General features: G+C 74.4%; 23 protein-coding genes and 1 riboswitch. Of the genes, 2 read left to right on the forward strand and 21 right to left on the reverse strand.

The features are described from left to right. The 13 genes from ACFPK1_RS00005 to ACFPK1_RS00065 all read right to left on the reverse strand — a co-directional run. The coding region (locus ACFPK1_RS00005; protein WP_378018847.1) for a WXG100 family type VII secretion target at positions 1 to 674 on the reverse strand (674 nt) is incomplete at its 3' end. Between the two features lie 121 nt (positions 675 to 795). Next, the gene (locus ACFPK1_RS00010; protein ID WP_378018848.1) at positions 796 to 1,680 is read right to left on the reverse strand and encodes a S49 family peptidase; all 885 of its coding nucleotides are present in this window, start codon (positions 1,678 to 1,680) and stop codon (positions 796 to 798) included. A gap of 120 nt (positions 1,681 to 1,800) precedes the next feature. Next, positions 1,801 to 3,003, reverse strand: coding sequence for a histidine kinase (locus ACFPK1_RS00015; RefSeq protein ID WP_378018849.1), 1,203 nt, complete (start codon positions 3,001 to 3,003; stop codon positions 1,801 to 1,803). Between the two features lie 5 nt (positions 3,004 to 3,008). After that, complete coding sequence (locus ACFPK1_RS00020; protein WP_378018850.1) at positions 3,009 to 3,869, reverse strand: Fpg/Nei family DNA glycosylase; 861 nt, start codon at positions 3,867 to 3,869, stop codon at positions 3,009 to 3,011. Next, on the reverse strand, positions 3,870 to 4,325 hold the full coding sequence (locus tag ACFPK1_RS00025; RefSeq protein WP_274284687.1) for a hypothetical protein: 456 nt from the start codon (positions 4,323 to 4,325) through the stop codon (positions 3,870 to 3,872). A gap of 9 nt (positions 4,326 to 4,334) precedes the next feature. Beyond that, positions 4,335 to 5,972, reverse strand: a complete 1,638-nt coding sequence (locus tag ACFPK1_RS00030) for a class I adenylate-forming enzyme family protein (RefSeq protein WP_378018851.1) — start codon at positions 5,970 to 5,972, stop codon at positions 4,335 to 4,337. Positions 5,973 to 6,004: 32 nt separating this feature from the next. Further along, complete coding sequence (locus ACFPK1_RS00035) at positions 6,005 to 6,844, reverse strand: alpha/beta fold hydrolase (RefSeq protein ID WP_378018852.1); 840 nt, start codon at positions 6,842 to 6,844, stop codon at positions 6,005 to 6,007. Beyond that, positions 6,841 to 7,239, reverse strand: coding sequence for a helix-turn-helix domain-containing protein (locus ACFPK1_RS00040; RefSeq protein WP_378018853.1), 399 nt, complete (start codon positions 7,237 to 7,239; stop codon positions 6,841 to 6,843). The genes ACFPK1_RS00035 and ACFPK1_RS00040 overlap by 4 nt, the downstream gene beginning before the upstream one ends. Positions 7,240 to 7,246: 7 nt before the next feature. Continuing rightward, the gene (locus ACFPK1_RS00045; RefSeq protein WP_378018854.1) at positions 7,247 to 7,597 is read right to left on the reverse strand and encodes a hypothetical protein; all 351 of its coding nucleotides are present in this window, start codon (positions 7,595 to 7,597) and stop codon (positions 7,247 to 7,249) included. A gap of 110 nt (positions 7,598 to 7,707) precedes the next feature. Next, a complete protein-coding gene (locus ACFPK1_RS00050) occupies positions 7,708 to 7,896 on the reverse strand; it encodes a hypothetical protein (protein ID WP_378018855.1) in 189 nt (62 codons plus the stop codon). 155 nt (positions 7,897 to 8,051) lie between these two features. Further along, the gene (locus ACFPK1_RS00055) at positions 8,052 to 9,806 is read right to left on the reverse strand and encodes a PHA/PHB synthase family protein (protein ID WP_378018856.1); all 1,755 of its coding nucleotides are present in this window, start codon (positions 9,804 to 9,806) and stop codon (positions 8,052 to 8,054) included. A gap of 127 nt (positions 9,807 to 9,933) precedes the next feature. Further along, positions 9,934 to 10,806 carry a methyltransferase domain-containing protein gene (locus ACFPK1_RS00060; RefSeq protein ID WP_378018857.1) on the reverse strand — a complete coding sequence of 291 codons (873 nt, stop codon included), beginning with the start codon at positions 10,804 to 10,806 and terminating at the stop codon, positions 9,934 to 9,936. Between the two features lie 195 nt (positions 10,807 to 11,001). Next, on the reverse strand, positions 11,002 to 11,607 hold the full coding sequence (locus ACFPK1_RS00065) for a hypothetical protein (protein ID WP_378018858.1): 606 nt from the start codon (positions 11,605 to 11,607) through the stop codon (positions 11,002 to 11,004). 202 nt (positions 11,608 to 11,809) lie between these two features. Here ACFPK1_RS00065 and ACFPK1_RS00070 point away from each other — a divergent pair, with 202 nt between their 5' ends. Further along, entirely contained in the window at positions 11,810 to 13,054 is a 1,245-nt protein-coding gene (locus ACFPK1_RS00070; protein WP_378018859.1) for an alpha-hydroxy acid oxidase, read from the forward strand. Positions 13,055 to 13,211: 157 nt separating this feature from the next. Here ACFPK1_RS00070 and ACFPK1_RS00075 read toward each other — a convergent pair whose 3' ends face one another. The 7 genes from ACFPK1_RS00075 to ACFPK1_RS00105 all read right to left on the reverse strand — a co-directional run bounded on the left by ACFPK1_RS00075 (position 13,212) and on the right by ACFPK1_RS00105 (position 21,297). Then, positions 13,212 to 13,691 (reverse strand): nitroreductase family deazaflavin-dependent oxidoreductase, encoded by a 480-nt coding sequence (locus ACFPK1_RS00075; RefSeq protein ID WP_378018860.1) that lies wholly within the window; start codon positions 13,689 to 13,691, stop codon positions 13,212 to 13,214. 29 nt (positions 13,692 to 13,720) lie between these two features. Beyond that, positions 13,721 to 14,716, reverse strand: a complete 996-nt coding sequence (locus ACFPK1_RS00080; RefSeq protein ID WP_378018861.1) for a hypothetical protein — start codon at positions 14,714 to 14,716, stop codon at positions 13,721 to 13,723. Then, on the reverse strand, positions 14,713 to 15,630 hold the full coding sequence (locus ACFPK1_RS00085) for a hypothetical protein (protein WP_378018862.1): 918 nt from the start codon (positions 15,628 to 15,630) through the stop codon (positions 14,713 to 14,715). The genes ACFPK1_RS00080 and ACFPK1_RS00085 overlap by 4 nt, the downstream gene beginning before the upstream one ends. A 90-nt stretch (positions 15,631 to 15,720) precedes the next feature. Next, the gene (locus ACFPK1_RS00090; RefSeq protein WP_378018863.1) at positions 15,721 to 16,755 is read right to left on the reverse strand and encodes an aldo/keto reductase; all 1,035 of its coding nucleotides are present in this window, start codon (positions 16,753 to 16,755) and stop codon (positions 15,721 to 15,723) included. A gap of 119 nt (positions 16,756 to 16,874) precedes the next feature. Further along, the gene (locus ACFPK1_RS00095) at positions 16,875 to 18,368 is read right to left on the reverse strand and encodes a GDSL-type esterase/lipase family protein (protein ID WP_378018864.1); all 1,494 of its coding nucleotides are present in this window, start codon (positions 18,366 to 18,368) and stop codon (positions 16,875 to 16,877) included. Between the two features lie 65 nt (positions 18,369 to 18,433). Continuing rightward, on the reverse strand, positions 18,434 to 19,795 hold the full coding sequence (locus tag ACFPK1_RS00100; RefSeq protein WP_378018865.1) for a purine-cytosine permease family protein: 1,362 nt from the start codon (positions 19,793 to 19,795) through the stop codon (positions 18,434 to 18,436). Further along, positions 19,786 to 19,898: riboswitch (TPP riboswitch) on the reverse strand. (Overlaps the previous gene by 10 nt.) A 118-nt stretch (positions 19,899 to 20,016) precedes the next feature. Further along, entirely contained in the window at positions 20,017 to 21,297 is a 1,281-nt protein-coding gene (locus ACFPK1_RS00105; protein ID WP_378018866.1) for a DUF1996 domain-containing protein, read from the reverse strand. A 419-nt stretch (positions 21,298 to 21,716) separates the two neighbouring features. Here ACFPK1_RS00105 and ACFPK1_RS00110 point away from each other — a divergent pair, with 419 nt between their 5' ends. Next, positions 21,717 to 22,403, forward strand: a complete 687-nt coding sequence (locus ACFPK1_RS00110) for a response regulator transcription factor (protein WP_133826668.1) — start codon at positions 21,717 to 21,719, stop codon at positions 22,401 to 22,403. 31 nt (positions 22,404 to 22,434) lie between these two features. Here the strand turns inward: ACFPK1_RS00110 and ACFPK1_RS00115 are convergent, their stop codons facing one another. Beyond that, the gene (locus tag ACFPK1_RS00115; protein WP_378018867.1) at positions 22,435 to 23,964 is read right to left on the reverse strand and encodes a hypothetical protein; all 1,530 of its coding nucleotides are present in this window, start codon (positions 23,962 to 23,964) and stop codon (positions 22,435 to 22,437) included. Between the last annotated feature and the right edge of the window lie 25 nt (positions 23,965 to 23,989).

Raw genomic sequence — 23,989 nt, forward strand, 5'->3', positions numbered from 1 at the left:
AGGACGCCGCCCCGGCCCGGGGGCGCGGCGTCGCCGGCCGAGGGCACCGCGCCGGGCCCGGCCAGGGCGCCCCGCGCCGTGCCGGCGACCTCGGGGGCCGCACCCACGGACGCCCGCCCGGCGAGCCCGTCGACGGCGGACGGGGCGCCGCGGGCGGCCAGCCCGGTCTGCTGGAGGTAGGCGCGGTAGGCGCCCTGCGCGGCGCGCTCCTCGGCCTGCGCGGCCTGGAAGGTCCCGAACCCGTCGGCCGGGCCGCCGGCGGCCAGCGCGCCCGCCAGGCCGGGCGACGCGGGCGAGCTGCCCAGCACGGGCAGGGCGGGCGCGCGCGGGGGCCCGACGAGCGTCTGGACGCGCGCGAGGGCGTCCCGGACCCCCTGGAGGCTGCCGGCCTGGCCCGTCACGGCGTCCCCGAGGCGGCTCATGCGCGCCACGAGCGTGCGCACGTGGGAGGCGGCGGCATCCGCGTCCCGGCCGCGCCAGGAGGCGCCCAGCTGGCCGTGGGCGCGCTCGAGGCGCTGCGCGGCGGCGCGGAGCTCCTCGCCCCGCGCGGCGTGGCGCAGGCGCGCCGAGTCGAGCGCGGCGGGGTCGGCGCCGTCGTGGATCCAGCGGTGGATGAGCTCGTGGCTCAGGACCGAGGTGTCACGTCCGCCCCACGGGACGCCGGGCAGCGGCACGGCCCACCACCTCCCGCTTCCCTCCTGCTCCCGGGCCGCTCCTCCGACCCGGTGCCCGACCCGCCGAGCCTAGGTCCGACCGGGCGAGTGTGGGGAGCGAATCGGGGCCCGTCAGAGCCCGTCAGAGCCCGAAGCGGGTCCACAGCGCGCGGTGCTCGATCCAGTCGAGGGCCGAGCCGACGGGGTCGGCCATCGCGGCCGGCGCCGTGAACGGGGCGGCCACGCCACCGAGACCGAGGCGCGCGAGCAGCGGGCGGCGCGGCTCGACCGTCACCGGCTCGGCGTCGGGGAAGCGCCGGCCGAGGACCTCGCGGGCGGTGCCGAGGTCGTCGATGAGCCCCCGCTCCTTGGCCTTGCGGCCCGTCCAGACCTCGCCCGTGAACAGGTCGTCGGACTCGGTCAGGGCGGCCCCGCGCCGCGCGCGCACCCACTCGATGAACATCTCGTGCAGCTCGCCCTGCATCCCGAGCAGCCACTCGACGTCCTCGGCCTTCTCGGGCTGGAACGGGTCGAGGCGCGCCTTGTTCTGCCCCGCGGTGTGCAGCCGCCGCTCGATGCCGTAGCGCTCGATCAGCCCGGTGAGCCCGAAACCGCCCGACACGACGCCGATCGAGCCGACGAGCGACGTCGGGTGCGCGTAGATCTCGTCGGCGGCGCAGGCCAGCCAGTAGCCGCCCGAGGCCGCGACGTCCTCGCAGAACGCCAGCACCGGGACCTCGTGCTCCTCGGCGAGACCGCGGATGCGGTCGGCGACCAGCGCGGACTGCGTCGGCGACCCACCCGGCGAGTTGATCACCAGGGCGACGGCCTCGACGCGGTCGGCGGTGAACGCGCGGCGCAGGGCGTCCTCGACCGCGGTGATGTTGATGACCGCCCGCGGCACCGGGCCGGACGTCGCCGCGATCACACCCTGCAGGCGGACCACGCTCACGGTGCGCTGCCCGGTCGCCGCCGCGAGGGGGCCGGGCAGGACGGAGGACAGGGCCGGACCGAAGCGCAGGTTCATGACCTCCACGCTAGCCGCGACCCGGGTGGTGCCGAGATCAACCGGGGATCGCTGGACGCGAACGCCCGGGGTCGCGGGCGTCGTGGGAGGCGACAGCCACACCCCACGCCACGGGCCGGGCTAGACGCGCACGCCCGCCCGGAACTTGGGGACACGCAGGATGATCTTCGTGCCGGCGCCACGCTCGGTCTCCACGACGAGGCCGTAGTCGGGGCCGAAGGCCGAGCGCATGCGGTCGTCGACATTGCCGAGCCCGACGTGCGCGCCCGAGAGGTGGGCGTCGCGGTTCTCCTCGGTGAGCGCCTTCGGGTCCATGCCCACGCCGTCGTCCTCGACGATGATCGTGCACTCGGCGCCCGAGTCCTCCGCCGTCAGCGACACGGTGCCGCCGCCCGGCTTGCCCGACAGCCCGTGGCGCACGGCGTTCTCCACGAGCGGCTGCAGTGCCAGGAACGGCAGCACCACCGAGAGCACCTCGGGCGCGACCTGCACCTTCACGTGCAGCCGGTTGCCGAAGCGGGCGTGCTCGAGGGCGAGGTAGCGGTCGATGTTCTTGAGCTCGTCGGCGAGCGTCGTGTACTCGCCGGCCTGCCGGAACGAGTAGCGCGTGAAGTCGGCGAACTCCATCAGCAGCTCGCGGGCCCGCTCCGGGTCGGTGCGAATGAACGAGGCGACGGTGTTGAGCGCGTTGTAGATGAAGTGCGGCGAGATCTGCGCGCGCAGCGCCCGGACCTCGGCGCGGTTGAGCCGGGCGCGGGACTCGTCGAGGTCGGCGAGCTCGAGCTGGCTGGAGACGTAGCGGGCGACCTCGGCGGACGCGCGCAGCAGCACCGGGCCCGGGGTGTCGGCGCTGACCGCGGCCAGCGTCCCCGCGACGTTGCCGTCGACCTCGAGCGGCACGACGACGATGCCGCGCACCGGGCAGTCCTGCGAGCCGCACTCGATGTCCTTGCGGCTGGCCACCTGCTGGCGCCCGGTGCGCATGACCTTCTCGGCGTACTGCCGCACGTCGAGGCTGTGGTGCTCGGCCTCGCCGTCCCAGGCCAGCGGGACGCAGTCCGACCCGGTCATCGACAGGGCCTCCGTGTCGAGCAGCGTGCGCAGGTAGGGCACCGCGAACTGCGCGGAGCCCTCCGAGAGCCCCTCGCGCAGCGCCGGGGCTGCCAGCGACACCGTGTGCAGCGTCGAGAACGTGGCGCGCTCGAGCGGGGAGGCGAACTGGTTGCGGCGCTTCACCCGCCGGTAGACCAGGACCGCGATCACCAGCGCGACGACCCCGCCGAGCGCGGCGAGGAAGCGCGGGTCGGTCAACCAGTCGGGCACGGGAGCTATTTGACCAGACGGGACAGGCGACGGTCCGCCAGCGCGCGGCCCTGTGTCTGGCAGGTGGGGCAGTACTGGAAGGACCGTTCGGCGTACGAGACCTCCCGGACGGTGTCGCCGCACACCGGGCAGGGCAGGCCGGTGCGGGCGTGCACCCGCATCCCGGAGCGCTTCTCGCCCTTGAGACGGGCGGCGTCCTGGCCCACCGCGCGCTCGACCGCCCCGGTGAGCACCCCGACCATCGCGGCGTGCAGCCGGTCGACCGCGTCGGTGTCGAGCTTGCCGGCCGCGGCGAACGGCGAGAGCTTCGCGACGTGCAGGATCTCGTCGGAGTAGGCGTTGCCGATGCCGGCGATGACCTGCTGGTCGGCGAGCAGGGTCTTCAGCCGCTCGGTGCGGCCCGCGAGGAGCTCGCCGAACTCCGCCCGCGAGATCGCCAGCGCGTCCGGCCCGAGCTTGGCGACGCCCGGGACCTGCCGGGGGTCGTCGACGAGGTACACCGCCAGGCGCTTCTGCGTGCCGGCCTCGGTGAGGTCGAACCCCGGACCGCCGACGGTCTCGAGGTGCACCCGGAGCTCCAGCGGCCCCTTGCCCGGCTTCGGCGGGGTGGCCGAGGCCTGGTCGTGCCAGCGCAGCCAGCCCGCCCGCGACAGGTGCACGACCAGGTGGAGCCCGTCCAGGTCGACGTCCAGGAACTTCCCGTGCCGCGACGCCCCGGTGACGAGCCGCCCGACGAGCGCGGACACCGGCGGGTCGAAGGTCTTGAGCACGGTCATGCTCGCGACGTCGAGGCGCGCGACGGGCCGGGCGAGCGCGTGCGTGCGCAGGTGCTCGGCGAGGGCCTCGACCTCGGGCAGCTCGGGCATCTAGCTCACCGGCTGCAGCGGACTGTCGGCGTAGGCGGGCGTCGCGCGGGTCTCGAGGCTGCGCACGGTCTGCATCATCTCCTCGCGCGCCGCCGCGGTGCCCCGCACCCAGCCCACCCAGCGCTCGGGCGCGGACCCGTCGGAGCCGCCCGGTGTCTCGGCGACCAGGGTGCGCGGGCGCCGCAGCACCCAGCGGCCCGGGAAGAAGCCGACGATGAGCAGCAGGATCAGCCAGACCCAGAGCGGGACGACCACGCCCTGGCTGCCCGTGGCCCACCAGGCCAGCAGCGCGACCCAGAGCAGGCCCATGATCGAGACGATGCCGATGGCCGCGAGCCGGCCACCCTGCATGTCGTGCTCGAAGTCCTCCCCCGTCGAGGGGTCGGTCCACTCGAGCTTCTGGCGCACCATCCACTGCCGTCCGTCGGCGGCGCGCACGATGCGGATCCGGGCCATGCGGACACTCTAGCCCTGCTCACGGCGCCAGACGGGTTCCCCGAGCGCGCCGCCCAGCCCGTCGCGGAGCTCGCGCTTGAGCACCTTGCCCGCCGCCGAGACCGGCAGCGTGTCGACGAGGTGCACCGCACGCAGCCGCTTGTACGGGGCCACCCGCTCGTCGAGGGCCGTCGCGAGCCGCGCCCCGAGCTCGGCGGAGGCCTCCTGGCCCGGTGCGGGGACGACGACGGCGACCGGCTCCTCGCCCACCGCGACGTCGGGGCGCCCGACGACGGCCGCCGCGGCGACCTCGGGGCGCGCGACCAGCAGCTCCTCGAGCTCGCGCGGGTACACGTTGTAGCCCTTGTAGAGCAGCATGTCCTTGGCCCGGTCGACGATCTCGAGCTGGCCGTCCTCGCCCAGCACCCCGATGTCGCCGGTGCGCAGCCAGCCGTCGACCAGCGTCTCGGCGGTCGCCTCCGGCCGGTCGAGGTACCCGGCCATCACCTGCGGGCCCCGCGCCCACACCTCGCCGGCCTCCCCCACCCCGGCGGGCTCGCCGGGGGTCGGGCCCACCACGATCTCGGTGTCGGGCACGGGGACGCCCACCGTGCCGATCCGCCGGTGCGCCGAGCGGGCGGTCGCGCCCATCGTCAGGCCCATGGTCGCCTCGGTCATCCCGTAGCCCTCGACGATGACGGCCTCGGGCATGCGCTCGGCGATGCGCTGCGCCAGCGCCACCGGCATCGGCGCCGCGCCCGAGGTCACCGTGCGCACCGAGGCGAGGTCGCGCCCGGCGGCCTCGGGGTGGGCCAGCAGGGCGTGGAACAGCGGCGGCGCGCCCGAGATCGTCGTGGCCCGGTGGGTCTCGACGTCGGCGAGCAGACGGGCCGGGTCGAAGCGCTCGTGGACGATGCTCGTCGCTCCCGACACCACCGCGACGCCGATCCCGCCGATGGTGCCCATCGCGTGGAACCACGGGGCGACGGCGATGCCGGTGCCCTCGCCGAGGCGGACCGGCCACTCCTCGGGCGGGCCGACCTGCTCGAGACCGACGTCGCCGGCCAGGCCGGGCGCCGGGCGCGACCCGCTGCCGTGGCAGGCGTACTGGAGCACGTTGGTGACGACGTTGGCGTGGGTGAGCACCACGCCCTTCGGGCTGCCGGTGGTGCCGCCGGTGTAGGCGAGGTGGGCGCGGGCGACGGCGGGGTCGACGTCGACCACCGGCGCCTCGTCCGCCTCCGCGCCGTCGGCGACCGTGACCCCGTTCGTCGCAATGAGCGGGACACCGGACCCCGTGTCCTGCAGACCGATCACGGCCACGGCCCGCGCGTCCGCGAGCTGCACCGCGACGCCCTCGGCGGGCAACTGCGGGCTGACCGGGGTGAACGTGGCCCCGGCCAGCAGGATCCCGTAGTAGGCGACGGGGTAGGACAGCACGTTGGGCAGGTGCACGCCGACGACGTCGCCCGGCACGACGCCGCGCGCGTGCAGGTGGTGGGCCAGCCCGCAGGCGGCGCGCCACATCCCGGTGAACGTCAGCGCGCGGCCGTGGTGGGAGAACGCGACGCGGTCGCCGTACCGGCGCGCGGCGCCGTCGAGCAGCGCCCCCACGGGCACCTCGGGGTAGGTGAGGCGTGCGGGGACCCAGGTCTGCCAGGCGGTCATGCCCGAACCCTAGGGGCTCTGTTGGCAGGTGTTCAATTGTCCAGGAAGTCCTCGAGCACCGGCCCCAGCTCGTGCGGGCGGGTCAGGATCCCGACGTGGCCGCCCTGGTGCAGGTGCACCGTGGCGCGCGGGATCAGCGTGCCCATGAGGTGGGCGTTGACCACCGGGATCACCGGGTCGCGCCGCCCCGCGAGCACCAGCGTCGGCGCGCCGATGAACGGCAGCACCGGCAGGCTGGTCCACGTCATCAGGGCCATCAGCTGGAACAGGTAGCCCCGGAACGCGACCGGGCGAGCGCGGCCGAACACCTCGTCGACCGCGGCCTGGTCCTCGCCCACGTAGATCTCCGCGCCGGCGTCGTGCCGGTAGCGCCGGTCGTTGTAGCGCCGCGGGGTGAGCATCTTCGCGAGCACGGTGAGCCGCGCCGGCACCATCATCGCGCCGGTCCCGGTGCTCACGAGCGCGAGGCGCCCCGTGCGGTCGGGGTGCTGCAGCGCGAACTGCTGGGCGATGCCGCCGCCCCAGGACAGGCCGAGCACGTCGGCGCGGGCGTAGCCGAGCGCGTCGAGCAGGCCGGAGAGCAGGCCCGCGAGCCCGGCCATGGGCAGCGGCACCCACGGCAGGGGCGAGCCGCCGATCCCGGGGACGTCGAAGCGCACGACGGGCCGGTCGACGTCGAGGGCCTCGACCAGGGGGTCGAGGAACTCGACGCTCGCGCCGATGCCGTTGACCAGCACCAGCGGCATCCGGCCGGGCGCACCCGGGCGGTGGGCGACGTGCAGGCGGTGTCCCGCGACGACGATGTCGCCGACCCACTCGGGGCGGGGTGCGGGATCGGGGTCGGGGTCGGGGTCCACGGGGAGCGCGCTCACGGCGTGCCTCCCGTGGCCGCGGTGTAGCTCCGGTACACGGAGATGAGGGCCTCCTTCTGCGCGTCGGAGAGCCGGGGGTCGGCGCGGATCGCCCGTTCGGTGGACGCCCCGCCCGACCCCGCGGCCTCCGCCGGGGTGCCCCCGGCGTGCTCGCGCACCAGGCCGGCCTGCAGCAGCAGGGACTCGGCCGAGATGTCGAGGGCCTCCGCGATCGCGTGGAGCACGCGGACCGACGGCTCGTGCAGCCCTCGTTCGATCTGGCTCAGGTACGGGTTGGAGATGTTGCTCAGGGCGGAGAGCTGCCGCAGCGAGAGGCGCGCGAGCTGGCGCTGGCTGCGGATGAACCCGCCCAGGGCGCGGCGGTGGTCCTCCCACGCCCCGGCCGGGCCGGCCACGACCGTGCTAGCGGGGCCGCGACGTCGCCGCGCGGACGGACGTCGGGAGCGCCGGCGCGACCGCGTCGAGCACCTGGTGGGCCACGTTGCGCTGCGCCTCGAGGATCTGGACGCCCGTGTCGTAGAACCGGTCGACGGCCTCGCCGGGCGTGCGCGGCAGGCCGGGCAGGCCCGGGAGCCCCGCGGACGGCGCGCTCCCGCTGACGGCGCCGGCACCCGGGACGTTCTGCAGCGCGGCGGTCCAGGACTCCGCCAGCGAGCCCGCGAACCGGAGCCCTGCCTCCTGGACCTGGGCGAACATGTCGACGGCCCGCTCACGGACCTGGTCGAGGTTCGGGTCGGCGGTGGGGGTGGCCATGCGTGGATCCTCCGCGTCGTCGGTGACAGCGCTCAGTTTACCAAGCATGCACCGTGCGGCGCGGTGCCCTGATGGCACCGGTCACACGCGGCCCGCGCGATCCACCGGTCTCAGGCCTGCGGCAGGCAGGCCACCAGCCGGTCGAGGCGCTCGGCGACGCGCGAGGCGCACGCCGCGCACGGGCAGCGCGCCTCGCGGCTGGCGAGGAGCAGGTCCAGGCGCAGGAACACCGGGTCGTACGCGGGACCGACGGCGTCGTCGACCTTGCGACGCAGGGCGACGGAGGCGTGGCGGTTCATCGGGCAACACCCTCGGGTGGTGAAGGCAGCGGTCGGTCGGTTGCGGGGGACGCGGTGCAGATGCGCTCCTCGCAACACGGTGGCGGAGCCCCGGAGGGCCCGTCAACCGTTCTTCGACCGATGACCCCGTCCCGTTACCCGGCGTGTGGTCCGGCTCAGGCCCTGCCGAGGACGTACGAGCCCGGCGCGTCCTCGAGCGGCGGGTAGGCGTCCGAGCCGGTGGGCGGCGGCTGCCGCATCCCGCCGGCCCGCTCGGCCATCCAGTCGCGCCACGGCTCCCACCAGGAGGCCTTCACCTCGCTCGCCCGCTGCAGCCAGGTGTCGGCGTCCGGTGCGGCATCGCCGCCGACGGTACCGAGCCAGTACTTCGCCTTCTGGCCGGGCGGGTTCACCACGCCGGCGATGTGGCCGCCGTTGGACAGCGTGAAGGTGACGTCGCCCCCGAGGAGCGAGGTCGACTGGAACGAGGTGCGCCACGGCGCGATGTGGTCGTTCACCGCGGCCACGATGAAGGTGTCGTTCGTGATCGACTTGAGCGACAGGTGCTCACCGAGCAGCTCGAGCTCACCGCGTGCCAGCTCGTTCTGCAGGTAGAAGTGGCGCAGGTAGAACGCGTGCATCTTGGCCGGCATGCGCGTCGAGTCGTTGTTCCAGGCCAGGATGTCGAACGCGGGCGGCGTCCGGCCCTCCAGCCAGTTCGGCCCGACGTAGTTGAAGATCAGGTCGTTGGCGCGCAGCAGGTCGAACGTGCCGGCCATCGACTCGGCGGGCAGGTAGCCGGTCTTCGCCATCTTGCGCTCGAGCCGCTCGACGATCTCGGGGTCGACGAAGCTCGCGACCGGGCCCGGGTCGGAGTAGTCCAGCAGGGTGTTCGTCAGGGTCAGCGAGTTGATCCGGTCGCCCTGGCCGCGGGCTTGGAGCGTCGCGGTGGCGATGGTGGCCATGAGCCCGCCGAGGCACAGGCCGACGAGGTTGACCTTCTCGGCGCCGGTGATGTCCTGGACGACGTCCAGCGCGGCCAGGTTGCCGAGCTCGAGATAGTCGTCGAGCCCGGTGTCGGCCATCGACTCGTCGGGATCGCGGTAGCTGATGACGAACACGGTGTGCCCGGCCTGGACCGCCCACTCCAGGAGGCTGCGCCCCGGGGCGAGATCCATGATGTAGTACTTGTTGATCCAGGGCGGGCTGACCAGGATCGGGATGTCGTGGACCTCGTCGGTCTGCGGGTCGAACTGGATGAGCTCCATGAGGCGGTTGCGGTAGACGACCTTGCCGGGCGTCGCCGCGAGCTCCTTGCCGACGCGCAGGCTCGTGCGGTCGACCTGCTGCGGGCGGCCCTGATTGGTCGCGAGGTCGTCGAGCATCTGCCGGAAGCCGGACACCACGCTCGCCCCGCCGGTCTCGAAGGCGCGCTTGAGCGCCGACGGGTTGCCGGGCAGCAGGTTGGTGGGCGAGAGCAGGCTGCCCAGGACGTCGGCCAGCAGCTCGGCCCGCTCGCGGGACGACTCGTCGAGGCCCGCGGCGTCGACGAGGTCGTGCAGCGTGGCCACCAGCGCGAGGTACTGCTGGCGCAGCCCCCAGTACGCCGGGTTCTCCTCCCACGTCGGGTCCTTGAACCGGCCGTCCTTCTCCACCGGCACCGGCCCGTCCGCCGACGAGCCGAACAGCCGCGCCACCGTCGCCGTCCCGATCCGGGCGGCCAGTGCCGCGTGCGACGCGACGACCCGCCCGACGTCCGCGGGGTGCGTCGCGAGGCCCTGGGCGACCTGCACGACCGTGCGCCCCCACAGGGCCGGGTCGACCTCGGCCAGCACGTCGGCCGGGACGATCGACTCCAGGGAGCGGGCCAGATCGACGCCCACGCCGTTCTGGCTCATCGGCGGCTGGGTGCGGTGCTGCTCCACGGTCATGTCGGCGACCTACCTCCACGTCGACTCCGGGCGTGCCGCGCCGACACGCCCCCGTGGCGAGTGTGCCCCGCTGGGACCTGGGTCACACGGTTACCGACGAGTCAGAGGCGGGCGTCTCAGCCCGGGGTCAGCCGGCGAGCGGACCCCGCTTGCGCGCGACGATGCCCTCGTAGAGCAGCGGGCTGCTGTCGGTGGCCAGCCGGTGCTGGAAGCGCTCGCGGCGCACGACCTCGAGGGCGCCCGACCGGATCGACTCGCCGATCATGCCCCCGAACCCGGAGGTGTCGGTGGCCTCGAGGAACGCGTCCTTGATCGTCAGGACGACCCAGCCGTCCTGGTCGACGTGGTCGTAGGCGGTGCGGAACGCGGCCGGCGGGATGTCGCCGAAGCCGAGCGCGGCGACCACGGTGAGCGCGTTGAGCCGGTGCCCGGCCAGCGCCTCCCGCTCCGCCGCGGGGAGCTTGGTGAGGTCGGCGACCCGGTAGTCGGCGTAGAGGCCGGGACGGTCGCGCAGGGCGGCGTCGCGGGCCTCGGTGAGGATGTCGACGCCCACCGCGTAGTCGACACCGACCGCGGCGAGCTCCTCGGCCATGATCCCGTTGCCGGCGCCGAGGTCGAGCACGCGCAGCGCGGAGGCCGCCTCGCCCGCCGCCGCCAGCGCCTCGCTCAGCAGCCCCACCATGAAGCGCGGCGAGTCGCAGCCGAGCACGTCGTAGAAGATCTTCTCGTAGAGCCCGGGGACCCCGAAGATGCGGTCGTAGTCGTGGAAGCGGTACTCGCGCCACGTGCCGTCGGGCTCGGCGACGACGCAGAACTCGTCGTCCTGGCTGAACTTGCTGCCCGGCTCGGGCAGGGCCAGGCGCAGGGACGCGCGGGCCGCCTCGAGGTCGGCGGGCCGGGACGGGGCCGCCGGTCCGCCCGCCGGCGACGGGGTCCGGTGGAGGACCTCGTGCGAGCGATCGGTGCCGTTGCTGGTGCCGTTGACGGTCGTGGGTGCCATCGACCTCTCCTCCCGGTGTCGCCCTCCGCGGGGGAGGCCGACGGAAGCTGGACGCGGGCAGCAGGAAGCGCCCGCGTGGAGCATCACGCCGGTCGATCGTCGTCAGCCCTCGGAGGAGGGGTCAAGGCAACGGCGCGTCAATAGAATCAACGTCACGCAACGGCGCGTGACCCGGGACACACCCGGCCCGGCCCGTCACCCCCAGCGGCCGCCGCCCTGGGGCCCGCGCGGGTCGTAGCGCGTCGTGCGCTGGTCCTGCTGGGGGTAGGGGTCCTCGTACGGGCGCTCGTAGGTGCCGTAGCGCTGGTCGTAGCGGCCGTCGTACTGGCGTCCGCCCCAGCCGCCCTGCGCCGCCGGCCGGACCGCCGTGCGCGAGACCCCCGAGAGCATCGAGATGATCGCGAGCCCGATCGCCGCGTAGAGCACGGCCGTGGCGATGTGGTCGACCACCCCGCCGGCGGCGAGGAAGACCTGCAGCACCAGGACGACGAGGACGAGCAGGACGATCGCCGAGAAGAACGTCGCCGGGCGGGGCGTCGTCAGCAGCAGCAGGTGCAGCAGCGCGGTGCCGGCGAGCGCGGCGATGACCGCGCAGACCGGGATGATCGTCAGCGCGTTGTCGACGAGGGCGCCGCTGCGCTGCGCGGTCTGGATCCCCAGGTCGAAGACGTTGGAGATGATCAGCACGCCGACGATGGCGATGCCCGCGGCGACCACGGCCGTCGCCACCCCGCCCGCCCAGAGTCGGCGGCCGAGGACCTCGACATCGCCGTCGTTCCACGAACGCTCCGGGTAGCTCACGACCTCGTCCTCTCCCCGATCGCCGGTGCCGGCGCTTCGGGACGGTTGTACCGCACCGGACCCCGCCGCGGGTGGAGCCTCCCCGCCACCATCGGAGTCCCTCTCACTCGACCCCGCTTCCCTTGACGTTGCGCGCCCGGCCCCGTTCGGTGAGCAACGGCCCCGGTGTCCCGGGCACGCCGTCACGAGGAGGAGCCGGGCGATGACGACCCCGCCGCAGCACCCGCCCACAGGCCGCACGGCGCGCCGGCTGCCGCGCCCGTCGGAGCTGCGCCCGCTGCTGCGGATGGCACGCCCCGACCCGGACCCGGTGCGCCGGCGGCTGGCGCGCGCCCACACCGTCGGCGACCTGCGGGAGATCGCCCGGCGCCGCACCCCGCGGGCGGTGTTCGACTACACCGACGGCGCCGCCGAGGCCGAGCTCTCGCTGCGGCGCGCCCGCGACGCGTTCGCCGCGCTGGAGTTCCGGCCCTCGGTGCTGCGCGACGTCTCGCACATCGACACCTCGACGACCATGCTCGGCGGGCCCTCGGCCTACCCGTTCGCGTTCGCGCCGACCGGGTTCACGCGGATGATGCACCACGAGGGCGAAGCGGCCGTGGCGCGCGTGGCCGGCCGGATCGGGGTGCCGCACACCCTCTCGACGATGGGCACCATCTCGCCCGCGGACCTCGCCGCGGCCGCCCCGGACACCCGGCGCTGGTTCCAGCTCTACCTCTGGCGCGACCGGGCCGCGAGCGAGGAGGTCGTGCGCCGGGCGCAGGAGGCCGGCAACGAGGCGATCATGCTGACCGTGGACACCCCGGTCGGCGGGGCCCGCCTGCGCGACGCCTACAACGGGCTGACCATCCCGCCGGCCCTGACCGCGCGGACCCTGGTCGACATGGCGCGCCACCCGCACTGGTGGCTGAACGTGCTCACCACCGACCCGCTGGAGTTCGCGGCCCTGACGTCGTGGGAGGGCACGGTCGCGGAGCTCATCAACACGATGTTCGACCCGGCGCTCAACCTCGACGACCTCGCGTGGCTCCGATCCACGTGGAACGGACAGCTCGTCGTCAAGGGCGTCCAGACGGCGCAGGACGCGCGGCGGGTGGTCGACGCCGGCGCCGACGCGGTGGTCGTCTCGAACCACGGCGGGCGCCAGCTCGACCGCGCGCCGGTGCCTCTGGAGACGCTGCCGTCGGTGGTCGCCGAGGTCGGCGGCGAGGCCGAGGTGCTGCTCGACACCGGGATCATGTCCGGCGCCGACATCGTCGCCGGCGTCGCGCTCGGCGCCTCGGGCTGCCTCGTCGGCCGCGCGTACCTCTACGCGCTCATGGCCGGGGGCGAGCGCGGCGTCGAGCACCTGACGACCATCCTCACCGCCGAGATCCGGCGGACGATGGCGCTGCTCGGGGTGTCGTCGGTCAAGGACCTGACCCCGGACCACGTGCGGCTGGGGTAGGGATCGGCCGGGGCCGAGCTGGGGCGTCGACGATTCGCCGCGAAGTCCGGCCGGACCACGACGGAGAACGAGCCACGCGCGACGCCGCCCACCGCGGCCTTCGACCCCGACGACCCGCCGCCCTTCTTGAGGATCGAGCACGTCAGGGCGGATGCCACTACTGCCGTCGCGTGAGCACCACGAACGGGATCGTGCGCCCGACCTCGTCGGCGCGGCGCTGGTAGCCGGCGTAGGGCGTGTAGGTCGCGATCGCCGCGGGCCACAGGCGCTCGCGCTCGGCGTCGTCCGCCACGCGCGCGTGCACGGGGCGCACCTCGTCACGCACCTGGACCGTGGTGTCCGGGTGCGCGCGCAGGTTGTGGAACCACGCCGGGTGGCGCGGGTGCCCGCCGTACGACGCGACGATCACGAGGTCGTCCGGGTCGTCGGGGTGGGTGAAGTACAGCAGCGGGGTGGTGCGCGGCGTCCCGCTGCGCGCACCGACGTGCTCGAGCAGCAGCATCGTCGGCAACCCCGGGGCGGTATGGCCGACCCGGCCGCCGGTGCGGCGATAGAGCGCGATGTGCGCCCTGGTCACCGCACCGACGACGGGGGCGAGACGGTCGAGGGCACTGCCGAACGCGCTGGTCGAGACCACGCGCGCACGGTAGTGCCGACCGCCGGCGGCTACAGCGTGAGCAGCCGGTCGAAGAACTCCCGGTAGCGCTGCACGGCGCGGCGCAGTTCCTCGGTGGAGGGGTCGCCGACCGCGTTCGGGTCCAGCTCGCTGCGCTGCTGGGTGAAGGTGCGCGCGAGCTCGTCGAGCACCTCGCCGACCAGGCCGTCGGCGCGGGCGACCGCGTCCCGGGGCTGGTCGACGAACATCATCCGGACGTCCTCCCACTGGGAGCGCCAGTGCTCGGCCCGCTGCGGATCGATGATCGTCGAGCCCTCGCCGGCGTACCGGTCGTCGCCCGAGGCGCCGCCGCCCGAGGCGCCGCCGGCCGAGGAGCCGCCGACCGGGGCGCCGTTGCCCTGCGCGCCCCACCGGTCGTCGTCACGGCCGGTCGGCTCGCCCGGGGCGCCGCGGGAGTGGTCGGGCGGGCCGGGGTACGCGCCGGGCTCGCCGCCGTACTCCGGACCGCCGGCACCGCCACCGGGGCCCGGGCCGAAGGACTGGTCGCCCGGGGCCTGACCGGGGTGCTGACCGGGCTGGCCGGGCTGCTGGCCGGGCTGGCCGAGCTGCTCGGCGTACCCGCCCGCGGCCTGCTGCTGCCCGTACTGACCGGCCTGCTGGCCGCCGTACGCGTCGCCGTGCTGGCCACCGACCTGACCGCCGACCTGACCGCCGTGCTGGTCGGGGTGGCCCGGCTGCTGGCCGGGCCCGCCGAGCTGCTCGGTGTACCCGCCGCCGGCCGCCTGCCCGTACTGACCGGCCTGCTGGCCGCCGTACGGATCGCCGACCTGGCCGCCGTACTGGTCGGGGTGACCCTGCTGCTGGCCGGGCCCGCCGAGCTGCTCGGCGTACCCGCCGCCGGCCGACCGCTGCCCGTACTGGCCGCCCTGGGCCTGGCCGGGTGCCCCGGCGTTCTGGAGGGGGTCCTCGTCGTAACCGCCCGGGCGCTCGTGACCACGCTGCTCGGCGGGGTGACCTGCGGGCTGGCCCTGCTCGGGATGGCTCATCGCCTGCGCTCCTGGTGTCCGTCGGGGCCGCCGGACGCGGGAGGCGCCGACGGTGGCCGGCCGGGGCCGGCGGGTCCGCCGGGGGGCGGACCCTGCGGGGGAACTCCCTGCGGCGCGCCCTGGGGAGCGCCCTGCTGCGGCGCGCCCTGGTGCGGCACGCCCTGCCGGGGTGCTCCCCGCGGCGGGGCACCCTGCGGGGGCGCGCCTCCGGGCGGGACGCCCTGACCGGGCGCGCCCTGCATCCGCTCCGTGCCGGCGTTCGGGTGGCCGAACCGGCCGTCGTCGCCACCCGCGATGCGCTCGGTGGCGCCGTCGGGGGCGCGCCCGTCACCGTGCCTGTCGCGCCGACCGTCCGCGCCGCCGTCGCCACGGCCGTCGCCCCCGTCGTCGAGCATGGCCTCGACGAGGGTGCGGAACGCGGTAAAGGCGCCGCGGAGGTCCTCGGTGGTCGCAGTGCCCTGCCGGTGGGCGGTCACCACGCGCTGCGCCTCGCGGTAGTCCTCGACGAGGTGCGGCTGGGCGACGGAGAGGTCGTCGGTCCGGCGCTCGCCACCCTCGACGGGGTAGCCACGCGCCCGCATGATCGTCACGAGCAGCGCGTCGGCGTGCTCGACCGCGCCCCCCGGGTCGTCGACGAACCCGCGCTGCACCTGCTGCCAGTCGGCGTGGAAGCGCTGGCGCTCGTCGGACTGCAGGGGCCGGAGCTGGTGCTGGTCGTGGCGCTCCTTGCGCTGCCGCAGCTCCTTCTCGGCCTCCTTGCGGTCGCCGGTCTCCTGAACGCGCCGCTCGTACTCCGGCCCGAACTCCTGCTCGAGCTGCTGCTGCCGGCGTCGTCTCGCCAGCACGAGGGCGGCGATGCCGGCGAGGACCAGCAGCACCACCACGACGATGATCACGACTGCGACGGTGCCCATCGCGGACCCCTTCCGGACCTGGGACTTCTGTGATCGGTGTTGTCCGAGGGATGCCCGATGTCGCGGGGCGCCCCGGGCGCTTCGAGGGAATTAATTTCCTGCGGCGGCGCGCTCCCCCGGCGGCCGACGACGGAGCGAGACGTCGCCGATGGCGGGTGGCTCGTAGGACACGTCGCCGGGGTTCGCGTCCACCCCCGGCGGGACGATCTCGTCGATGCGGTCGAGGACCTCGTCGTCGAGGGTGACCTCGGCCCCCGCGAGCACGTCCTCGAGCTGCTCCATCGTGCGCGGCCCGATGATCGCCGAGGTGACGGCCGGGTGGGACACGGCGAACGCCATCGCCATGTGCACCATCGACAGGTTCGCCTTCTCGGCGAGCGGGATCAGCTCCTCGACGGCGTCGAGCTTGCGCTCGTCGGTGAAGCGGCCGGGCGTGCGCTGCGCCCGCTGCGTCCCGGCCTCCTGTCCCTTGCGGATCCTGCCGGTGAGCATCCCCATGGCCAGCGGGCTCCAGACCAGCGTGCCCATGCCGTAGCGGCGGCAGACCGGCAGCACCTCGCGCTCGATGCCGCGGTTGAGGATGGAGTACGGCGGCTGCTCGGTGCGGAAGCGCTGCAGGCCGCGGCGCTCGGCGACCCACTGGGCCTCGACGATCTCGGACGCCGGGAAGGTCGACGACCCGATGGCGCGGACCTTGCCGCTGCGCACGAGGTCGGTGAGCGCGGAGAGCGTCTCCTCGACGTCGGTCTCGGGGTCAGGACGGTGGATCTGGTAGAGGTCGAGGTGGTCGGTCTGCAGGCGGCGCAGCGAGTTCTCGACCTCGGCGACCAGCCAGCGACGGGAGTTCCCGCGGTGGTTCGGGTCGTCGCCCATCGGCGCGTGCGCCTTGGTGGCGAGGACGACGTCGTCGCGGCGGCCCTTCAGGGCCTTGCCGACGATCTCCTCGGACTCGCCCTGCGCGTAGACGTCGGCGGTGTCCACGAAGTTGATGCCGGCGTCGAGCGCCCGGTGGATGATCCGGATCGAGTCGTCGTGGTCGGTGTTGCCCCAGGCGCCGAACATCATGGCGCCGAGGCAGTACGGGCTGACCTTGATGCCGGTCCGCCCCAGCGTCCGCATCTTCACGAGCGGGGTGCTCCTTCGCGCCGGTGTCGGGGCCTGCCGGATAACCACCGCGGGCCCGGTCGAAGCACTCCGGCGCACGGTTACGCCGAGCGGACGCGCCCGTTGGAGCGAACGAATCTTCAGCCGGGTGGCGGCGCCGCGATCGGCGGCATCCCGATCCGGTCGACGACGGGGATCGCGAGGCGCAGCTCGCCGATCCCGGTCGGGTGGAACGGGTACGGGTCGTCGAGCGCCTGGAGGTCCGGGCCCAGCCCGTCGGGCGACGGCTCGCACAGCGGCGTCAGCGGTGGCGTGACGACGTCGAAGCCGTAGCGCGCCGCCCCGGCGGTGAGCACCCCGTTGAGCGCGGCGTTCCGGTCGGCGAGCAGCTGGATCTCCGCGGGGGTCAGGCCGGGGTACTGCACCGGGCCCCGCGCGGTGGCGCACCGCGCGTCCGGGCGCAGCACGTCGTAGCTGGTCATGACGACGACGCGCGGCCTCGACGGCAGGGTCGCGAGGTCGGCGAGCAGGTCGGCGTAGTCGCGGTCGAAGGCCGCGAGCCGGTAGCCGAACTCGCCGGCGGTGAAGTTGTCCGCGCAGTCGGCGACCGCGTAGCAGTAGCCGATGAGGTCGGTCCAGTTCAGGTCGTTGGGGCCCACGGCGACGACGACGAACGCCGGGTCCTCGACCTGCTTGAGCCGCCCGATCTGCGGCGGCACCGCGACCCCGCCCGTCTGCTGGGGCGCGCGCAGGCCCGCGGTGATGCGGGCGCCCGAGCAGGCCAGGTTGAGCACGTCGTCGCCGATCGCCGCGCCGACCTGGCGGGCCAGCGAGTCGGTGCTGCGGGCGCAGGCGACGTCCTCGGGCGACGCGTCGGGCGCCGGGGTCCCGCCGAGCCGGGCGACCCGCGAGTCCCCGATCACGACACCTCGCACCCCGGACACCGCCGGGCCCACCGGCGAGGGGGTCACGTGGTGGGCGCCGGTGAGGTCGGTGAGCGACCGCGCGCTGCGGAGGTCCTGCGCGCCGGCCACCGCGAGGACACCGCACACGCCCCAGACGACGAGGGACACGGCGAGCGCCGTGAGCGTCGAGCGCGTCAGCGTCCGGGAGAGCCTGCGGGCGATCACCGCGGGGCGGGCGCCCGCACCGGAGCGGCGCGCGGTGGAGCGCAGGGTGGCGAGGACCCGCAGCGAGCCGACGAGCCCGCACACCCCGAGCACCACCGCCACGAGGATCAGCGTCGCCGTGCCGAACCAGCGCTCGAACCCCGTCACGATCGCCGCGAGCGCCTCGGTGGGGCTGTCGCCGTCGGCCAGCGACTCGAGCGCGGAACCGGCGGTCTCGTTGCGCGCGACCGGGCCGATCGAGAGCTGGGGACGGATCGGGCCGTAGATGGTCACGTCGGGGACGTCGAGGCTCGTGTTGCCGATCTGGACGATCCGCGGCGGCCCGGACACCGTCGAGGTCGGCGGCTGGACACCGACGCTGATCTGCTGCCCGAACGCCTCGACGTCCTGGTCGGGGGTGAGCACCAGCGCGGCCCAGACCCCGGCCACGACGCACGTGACGACCAGCAGCAACGTCACCGGTGAGCGCAGCTCGCGCCCGACCCCACGGAGGCGGCGGCCCACGGTCCTCCTCGCTGGACTCCCCGAACCTGTCGGCTCCCAGCCCTACCCCACGGACCCCGCCGGCGTCACCCGGTCGTGGCCGACGTCGTGCGGCGACGCTCGAGCCGCGCGAGGAGCGCGGCGACCGCGGCGGCCACCACGAACGACAGCAGCGACGCCGAGAGCCACGACGGCGGCGTGAACCCGATCGCGTCGCGCAGCGCGCTCCACGCGTCCGACCAGCCGGGCGCCCCACCGGGGTTGACCAGCTGGTACACGGCGAGACCGATCACCCAGGCCACGACCATGAGCGGGCGGGACGGCGCCCAGCGGGAGAGGTCCGGCGTGCGCCCCCGGCGGACCAGCGCGTCGCCCACGCCCACGCCGAGCAGCGGCACGAACACCGACCCGATCACGGCGAGGAAGACCGCGTAGTCGTCGATCGTGACGCCGAGCGCGAGCACGGTGATCAGCGCGCCGATCGCCAGGCAGAGCACCCGCCGGTCGGCCCGCGGCGCGAGGTTCTGCACCGAGACGGCGGTGGAGTAGACGTTGGCGAACGACTGGTCGGTCTCGCGGGCGGTGAGCACCAGCAGCGCGACCAGCCCGAACGGCGCGGCGAGCATCGGGGCGAACACCGCGTCCCCGTCGCCCGCGACCAGCGCGAGGGCGGCGAGCCCGACGACGAAGCAGACGATCTGGGTGAGGCCGTAGCCGACGGTGGCCGCGGTGAAGGCGGTCGAGACGCGCCGCGAGTGGCGCGAGAAGTCCGAGGCGACCGGGATCCAGGACACGGCGACGGCGATCGCCGCGTCGGTCCCGGCCCAGAAGCCCGCCCAGGACCCGCCGCCGGCGCCCAGGTCCAGCTCGGGCCGCGTGAAGAGCCACCAGGCGAGGTAGGCGACGGAGATCGCGACGAGGATCGTGACGACCCGGCGCAGCAGCCGCAGCATGCCCAGCGGGCGCAGGGTGAGCAGGGTGGTGACGACGCCCGCCCCGAGCACCCACACCCACGTCGGGCCGCCCAGCGCGAGCGTGCCGGCCTGGGCGATGACGACGAGCTCGAAAGTGCCCCAGCCGATGAGCTGGACGACGTTGAGCGCCGACGGGATCCACGACAGGACCCCGCCGAACAGGCCGCGGAGCAGCACCATCGCGGGCGCGCCGGTCGCCGCCCCGGGCATGGCCGACAGGCCGACCATGGCGCTGCCGATCAGGGTGCCGACGACGGTCGCGACGACGGCGGCGGTGACCGTCAGCGGCGGGGCGCCGGCGGGCGCGAGGACCGCGAGGACGCCGGCGAAGCCCAGCAGGCTCACGCCGAGGTTGGCCCAGAACGCGCCCTGGTCGAGGAAACCGAGGGTCTTCGGCACCGGGCCGTCGAGGGTGGGGGCGACCTCGGGGGTCGACTCCGGGGTGGACTCCGAGGTGGACGCAGACGTACTCACAGCAGCCTCCCTGCGCCGGCATGATCCGGATCAGGTTCCGACGGTCGGGACCGCTGCAGGTCCCCTCTCAGCCCGGTGGCTCCGGACTCCCGTGAGCGCCGGTCGGCGCCCGCCGACGACCGTACGCGACCCACACGCGACCCACACGCGACGAGGGGCCGCCCGCCGTGATCGCCTGGATCACGGGGACGGCCCCTCGGGGTCGTGCGCCGGTCTGTTCGCTACTGGGTGCAGCGCTCGTTGTTGTTGATGCAGTCGGCGCCCTGCTGGGCCCGCGCCACGGACGAGAAGTGCATGAAGTCCGAGTGGTCGGTGATCGGAGCGTGCTGGTTGTCCGGGAACGTGTCGATCGCGAAGGCCCGGCCCGCCGGCTGGTCGTACGTCAGCGTGATCCGCAGCGCCGGGAGCGTCGTCTCGCCGTCATCGCACCGCCCGTTCTCGTCCGGGAACGTGATGTGCGAGCGCAGGTCCTCCGAGCTGAGGTTCTCGCCGTCCCAGCAGTTCGGGTAGTCGAGGATGCGCATCAGGTTCGAGCCGGACGGGCAGATCGGGTACTTGTCGGTGACCCGGTCGGTGAAGCCCGAGCAGGTGTACTTCGCGTTCGCGTTCTTGCCGTCCTGGGCGGCCGCCTTGGCGTTGCCCATGATGACCTCGAGGTGCTGCGGCAGCGCCTCGACGTCCTGGCCACCCGTGCCGTGGAAGGTCAGGTCGGCGGACTGCGGCGTGAGGATGCGCCCGACGTTGCCGTCCTTGCCGCCGCCGTCGTCGTTGGCGTCGTCGTCGGTGCCGTTGAGGTCGCGGAGCACCGGCCAGAAGAAGGTCGACCGGTCGCCGTTGGTGCAGGACGTCCCGCCGGCCTCGAGCGACGCCTCGTCCGAGTTCTCGTCGGTGGTGGTGTTGCCCACGTAGTCGTGCGTGTGCTGAGCACCGTTCGGGTTGCCCGGCGCCGCCATGAAGTTGCTCGAGTTGCGGTGGTCGCTCGTACCGCAGTTGACCGTGTACGAGCCACCGCTGAAGACGCCGCCCTGGCCGCGGTTGCCGCCGTTGGCGTCGACGTCGGTGATGTCGACGTACTGCTCCGGACCGGCCGGGGCGATCTGGTCGCGCTTCAGCGGGTCCTCGGCCTCGGCGGCCTCGACCTCGGGCGCCTCGTTGTCGGCGTCGATCTCGCCGACGTCCTCCTGCATGGTGTTGCGGCGCTGCTGGTCGCCGTTCTCGTCCTGGCCCTGGTCGCCCTGGTCGTCGCCCCGGGCCTCGGTGTTCTCGCCGCCGTCGCCCTGGTCGTCGCCGTCCTCGGCGCCCTCGTCGTTCGAGCCGTCCTCGCCGGACCCGTCGGAGCCCTCCTCGCCGGAGGAGCCCGACTCGTCGTCCGAGCTGCTGGTGAGCGAGCTGAGGATGCCGCCGTCACCGTCGCTCGAGTCGGAGTCCGCGAAGGCGGAGCCGGCGACCGTGACCACGCCGCCGGTGACGAGCAGCGCCGCGACGATCGCGAGCAGCCGCATGGGGAGTGTTGTGCGATGTCGTCCGCGTCGGGGCACGGGATCCTCCTGACGGTGCTCGCGACGCCGGGACGGGGGAGCTCGTCCGGGGAGTCGACGCCGAGGGCACGGGTGACCTACGTGGGGTTGTCGGCGGAGCACGGACGGCGGCAACGAGGGGGAGCGTCGCCGCCCGGGCTCCGACGGGAGGTCACGGTAGGGACACGGCCGTCCGGCGACCGCTTATCTGAGAGATCTCAGGTTCGGGCACCGCTCGCAGGACCGCTCAGCACGACGACCGGCATGCTCATGCGGCCGAACGGATGAGTACGTGCTCCGCTCGCCCCGTCCCGCTCTCAGGTCGGCGCGTCGGACGAGCATCACGTCTCCACTCGCCGCTCGTCGATTGAACTCGGACGCGCCGGGGTCCAAGCTGGTCCGCGATGAGACCTGATCGTTATGCGGGCGCGGAGCGGGGCCGCGTGCTGTGCGTGGCCCCTTCTCATCGCACAACGAGCGTCCTGGTCGGGACGTTGCGGTCGCACGGCTTCGAACCCCAGCTGCTGCGCGAGAGCTGGAGCGTCGGGGCGACCGCCCGGGCCAGCGGCGCGCGCGCCGTCGTGCTCGACGTCGAGATGCCGGGGCTGCGGCCCGTCGAGGTGCTCGCGGACCTGCACCGCGACAGCCCCCGCACCCCGATCATCGCGCTGACCAGCCCCGAGGCGCGCGACCGCACCGTGTCGACCCTGCGCGCGACGCAGGACGACTACCTGGTCACGCCCTTCCCCATGGAGGAGCTGCTCGCGCGCCTGCGGCTGCGTCTCGGCGACGACCGCCCCACCGCGCAGCTGTTCCTGCGCCGCGGCGAGGTGGCCGTCGACACGGCCCTCGAGCAGGTGTTCGTCGAGAACAAGCCGGTGAGCCTGTCGCGCACCGAGTACGCAGTGGTCGACGCGCTCATCCGTCACCCGCGCGGGCAGGCGATGTCCCAGGAGCAGCTCGTCACCCGCGTCTGGGGCGGCCCGCCGACCTCGAACATCGTCGAGGTCTACATCGGCTACCTGCGCCGCAAGCTCGGCGCGGAGCGCATCCGCACCGTCCGCGGCCGCGGCTACATCCTCGAGGGCTGAGTCCCTCTCAGCGCCCCTCTCGGCGCTCCGTTCAGCGCTCCAGGACGAGGTGCCCGGCGCCGCGGCCGATGACGTAGGTCCGCCAGCCGGGACCGGGGCCGGTCTCGTAGGTCAGCACGCGGTCGGGTGCCTCGACCGGCCGGCGCTCGGCGTGGAGGAAGTTGACGCGCAGCAGCAGCCCCTCGAGCGGGCCCGCGGACGCGAGGCGCGAGTCGACGATGGACATCAGGCGCGCCCTGTCGCTGAACTGGTCGACGATGTCGCAGCGGCACGCGAAGGCGATGGTGCCGATCTCGCCGGGCGCGAGGATGCTCTGGTCGGCCGGCACGGCCGCGCCGAGCCCGGTGCCCGCGTTGATGTAGTCGGCGGCGCTGGCCCAGTTCCCGAACACCGCCGGGTGCGGCCACGGGATCCCGAGGCCGGTCTGGTGCCCGATGCTCACGCCGGCCACGAGCGCCAGCCCGGTGACGACCGCGGTGGTGCGCTGCAGGCTCAGGTCGGCGGCGCCGAGCGCGGCGGCCAGCGTCAGCAGCGCCAACGACGGGCAGTAGTACCAGATGTAGGACGAGACGCCCATCGCCGCGTAGGCCGCGTAGTGCAGCGCGCCCGCCAGGCCGGCCGCGACGACCACGCGGTCGAGCAGCCGCCCCCGGCCCCGGATCCACCGCGCGGCCGAGACGGCGACCGACACCAGGCCCACCCCGACGACCACGCCCACGACGAGCATCGCGATCGGCCAGCGTTCCGCCATGAACAGCGGCCCGTTGCCGAAGACCTCGCCGCCGGGGAAGGCGCCGCTGGTCTTGATGATGAGGCTGTCCGGCACGAAGCTGCCGAGCACGAACCACGACCACACGTGCCACGGCAGCGTCACCAGCGCGCCGACACCGACGGCGACCAGCGCGCCACGGACCGCGCGCGGGGCGGCGGCGAGGAACAGCACGGCGACGAGGACGACGGCGGGCAGCACGAGGTCGGGCCGCGTGAGCACCCCGAGCCCCATGACGATCCCCGTCGCCATCGGCCGACGGGCGGCGGCGTAGCGCGCGACGGCGACGAGCAGGGCCGCCACCAGGAACGACTCCATGCCGACCACCGCGGCGAAGATCGGCGAGGTGACGATCAGGCCCACGGTGAGGAACGCGACCACCGGGCGGCGCAGGCCGAGCTGCCCGGCCAGGCCCGCCGCCCACACCGCCATCGCCCCGGTGGTGAGGACGAGGACGAGGCCGGCCGAGACCGCCGGGCGCCCGGTGACGACGATGCCGGCGGCGAGCAGCCACACGTTGAGCGGCGACGTGGCCGAGTTGGCGTCGCGGAACGGCGTGAGGCCCCAGTGCCCGAGCTCGGCGACGTTCCGGGCGTAGTCGAGGGTGATGTAGGAGTCGTCGGGCATCCCGCGGTACGCGACCAGGAACAGCAGCCCGCCCATCAGCGCGCCGACCGCGGCGATCAGCAGCGTCTGCGGGGACGGGCGGCGCAGCGTCCGGTGCGGCGGGGTGTCGTCGACGATCGGGACGTCGTGGTCCGAGCGGGTCGCCGGGTCGAGGCCGGTGGCCACCTCAGGTCGTCCCCGGCTCGACGAC

Source organism: Actinomycetospora rhizophila, assembly GCF_042657905.1.
In the GTDB taxonomy this organism is placed as follows: Bacteria; Actinomycetota; Actinomycetes; order Mycobacteriales; family Pseudonocardiaceae; genus Actinomycetospora; species Actinomycetospora rhizophila.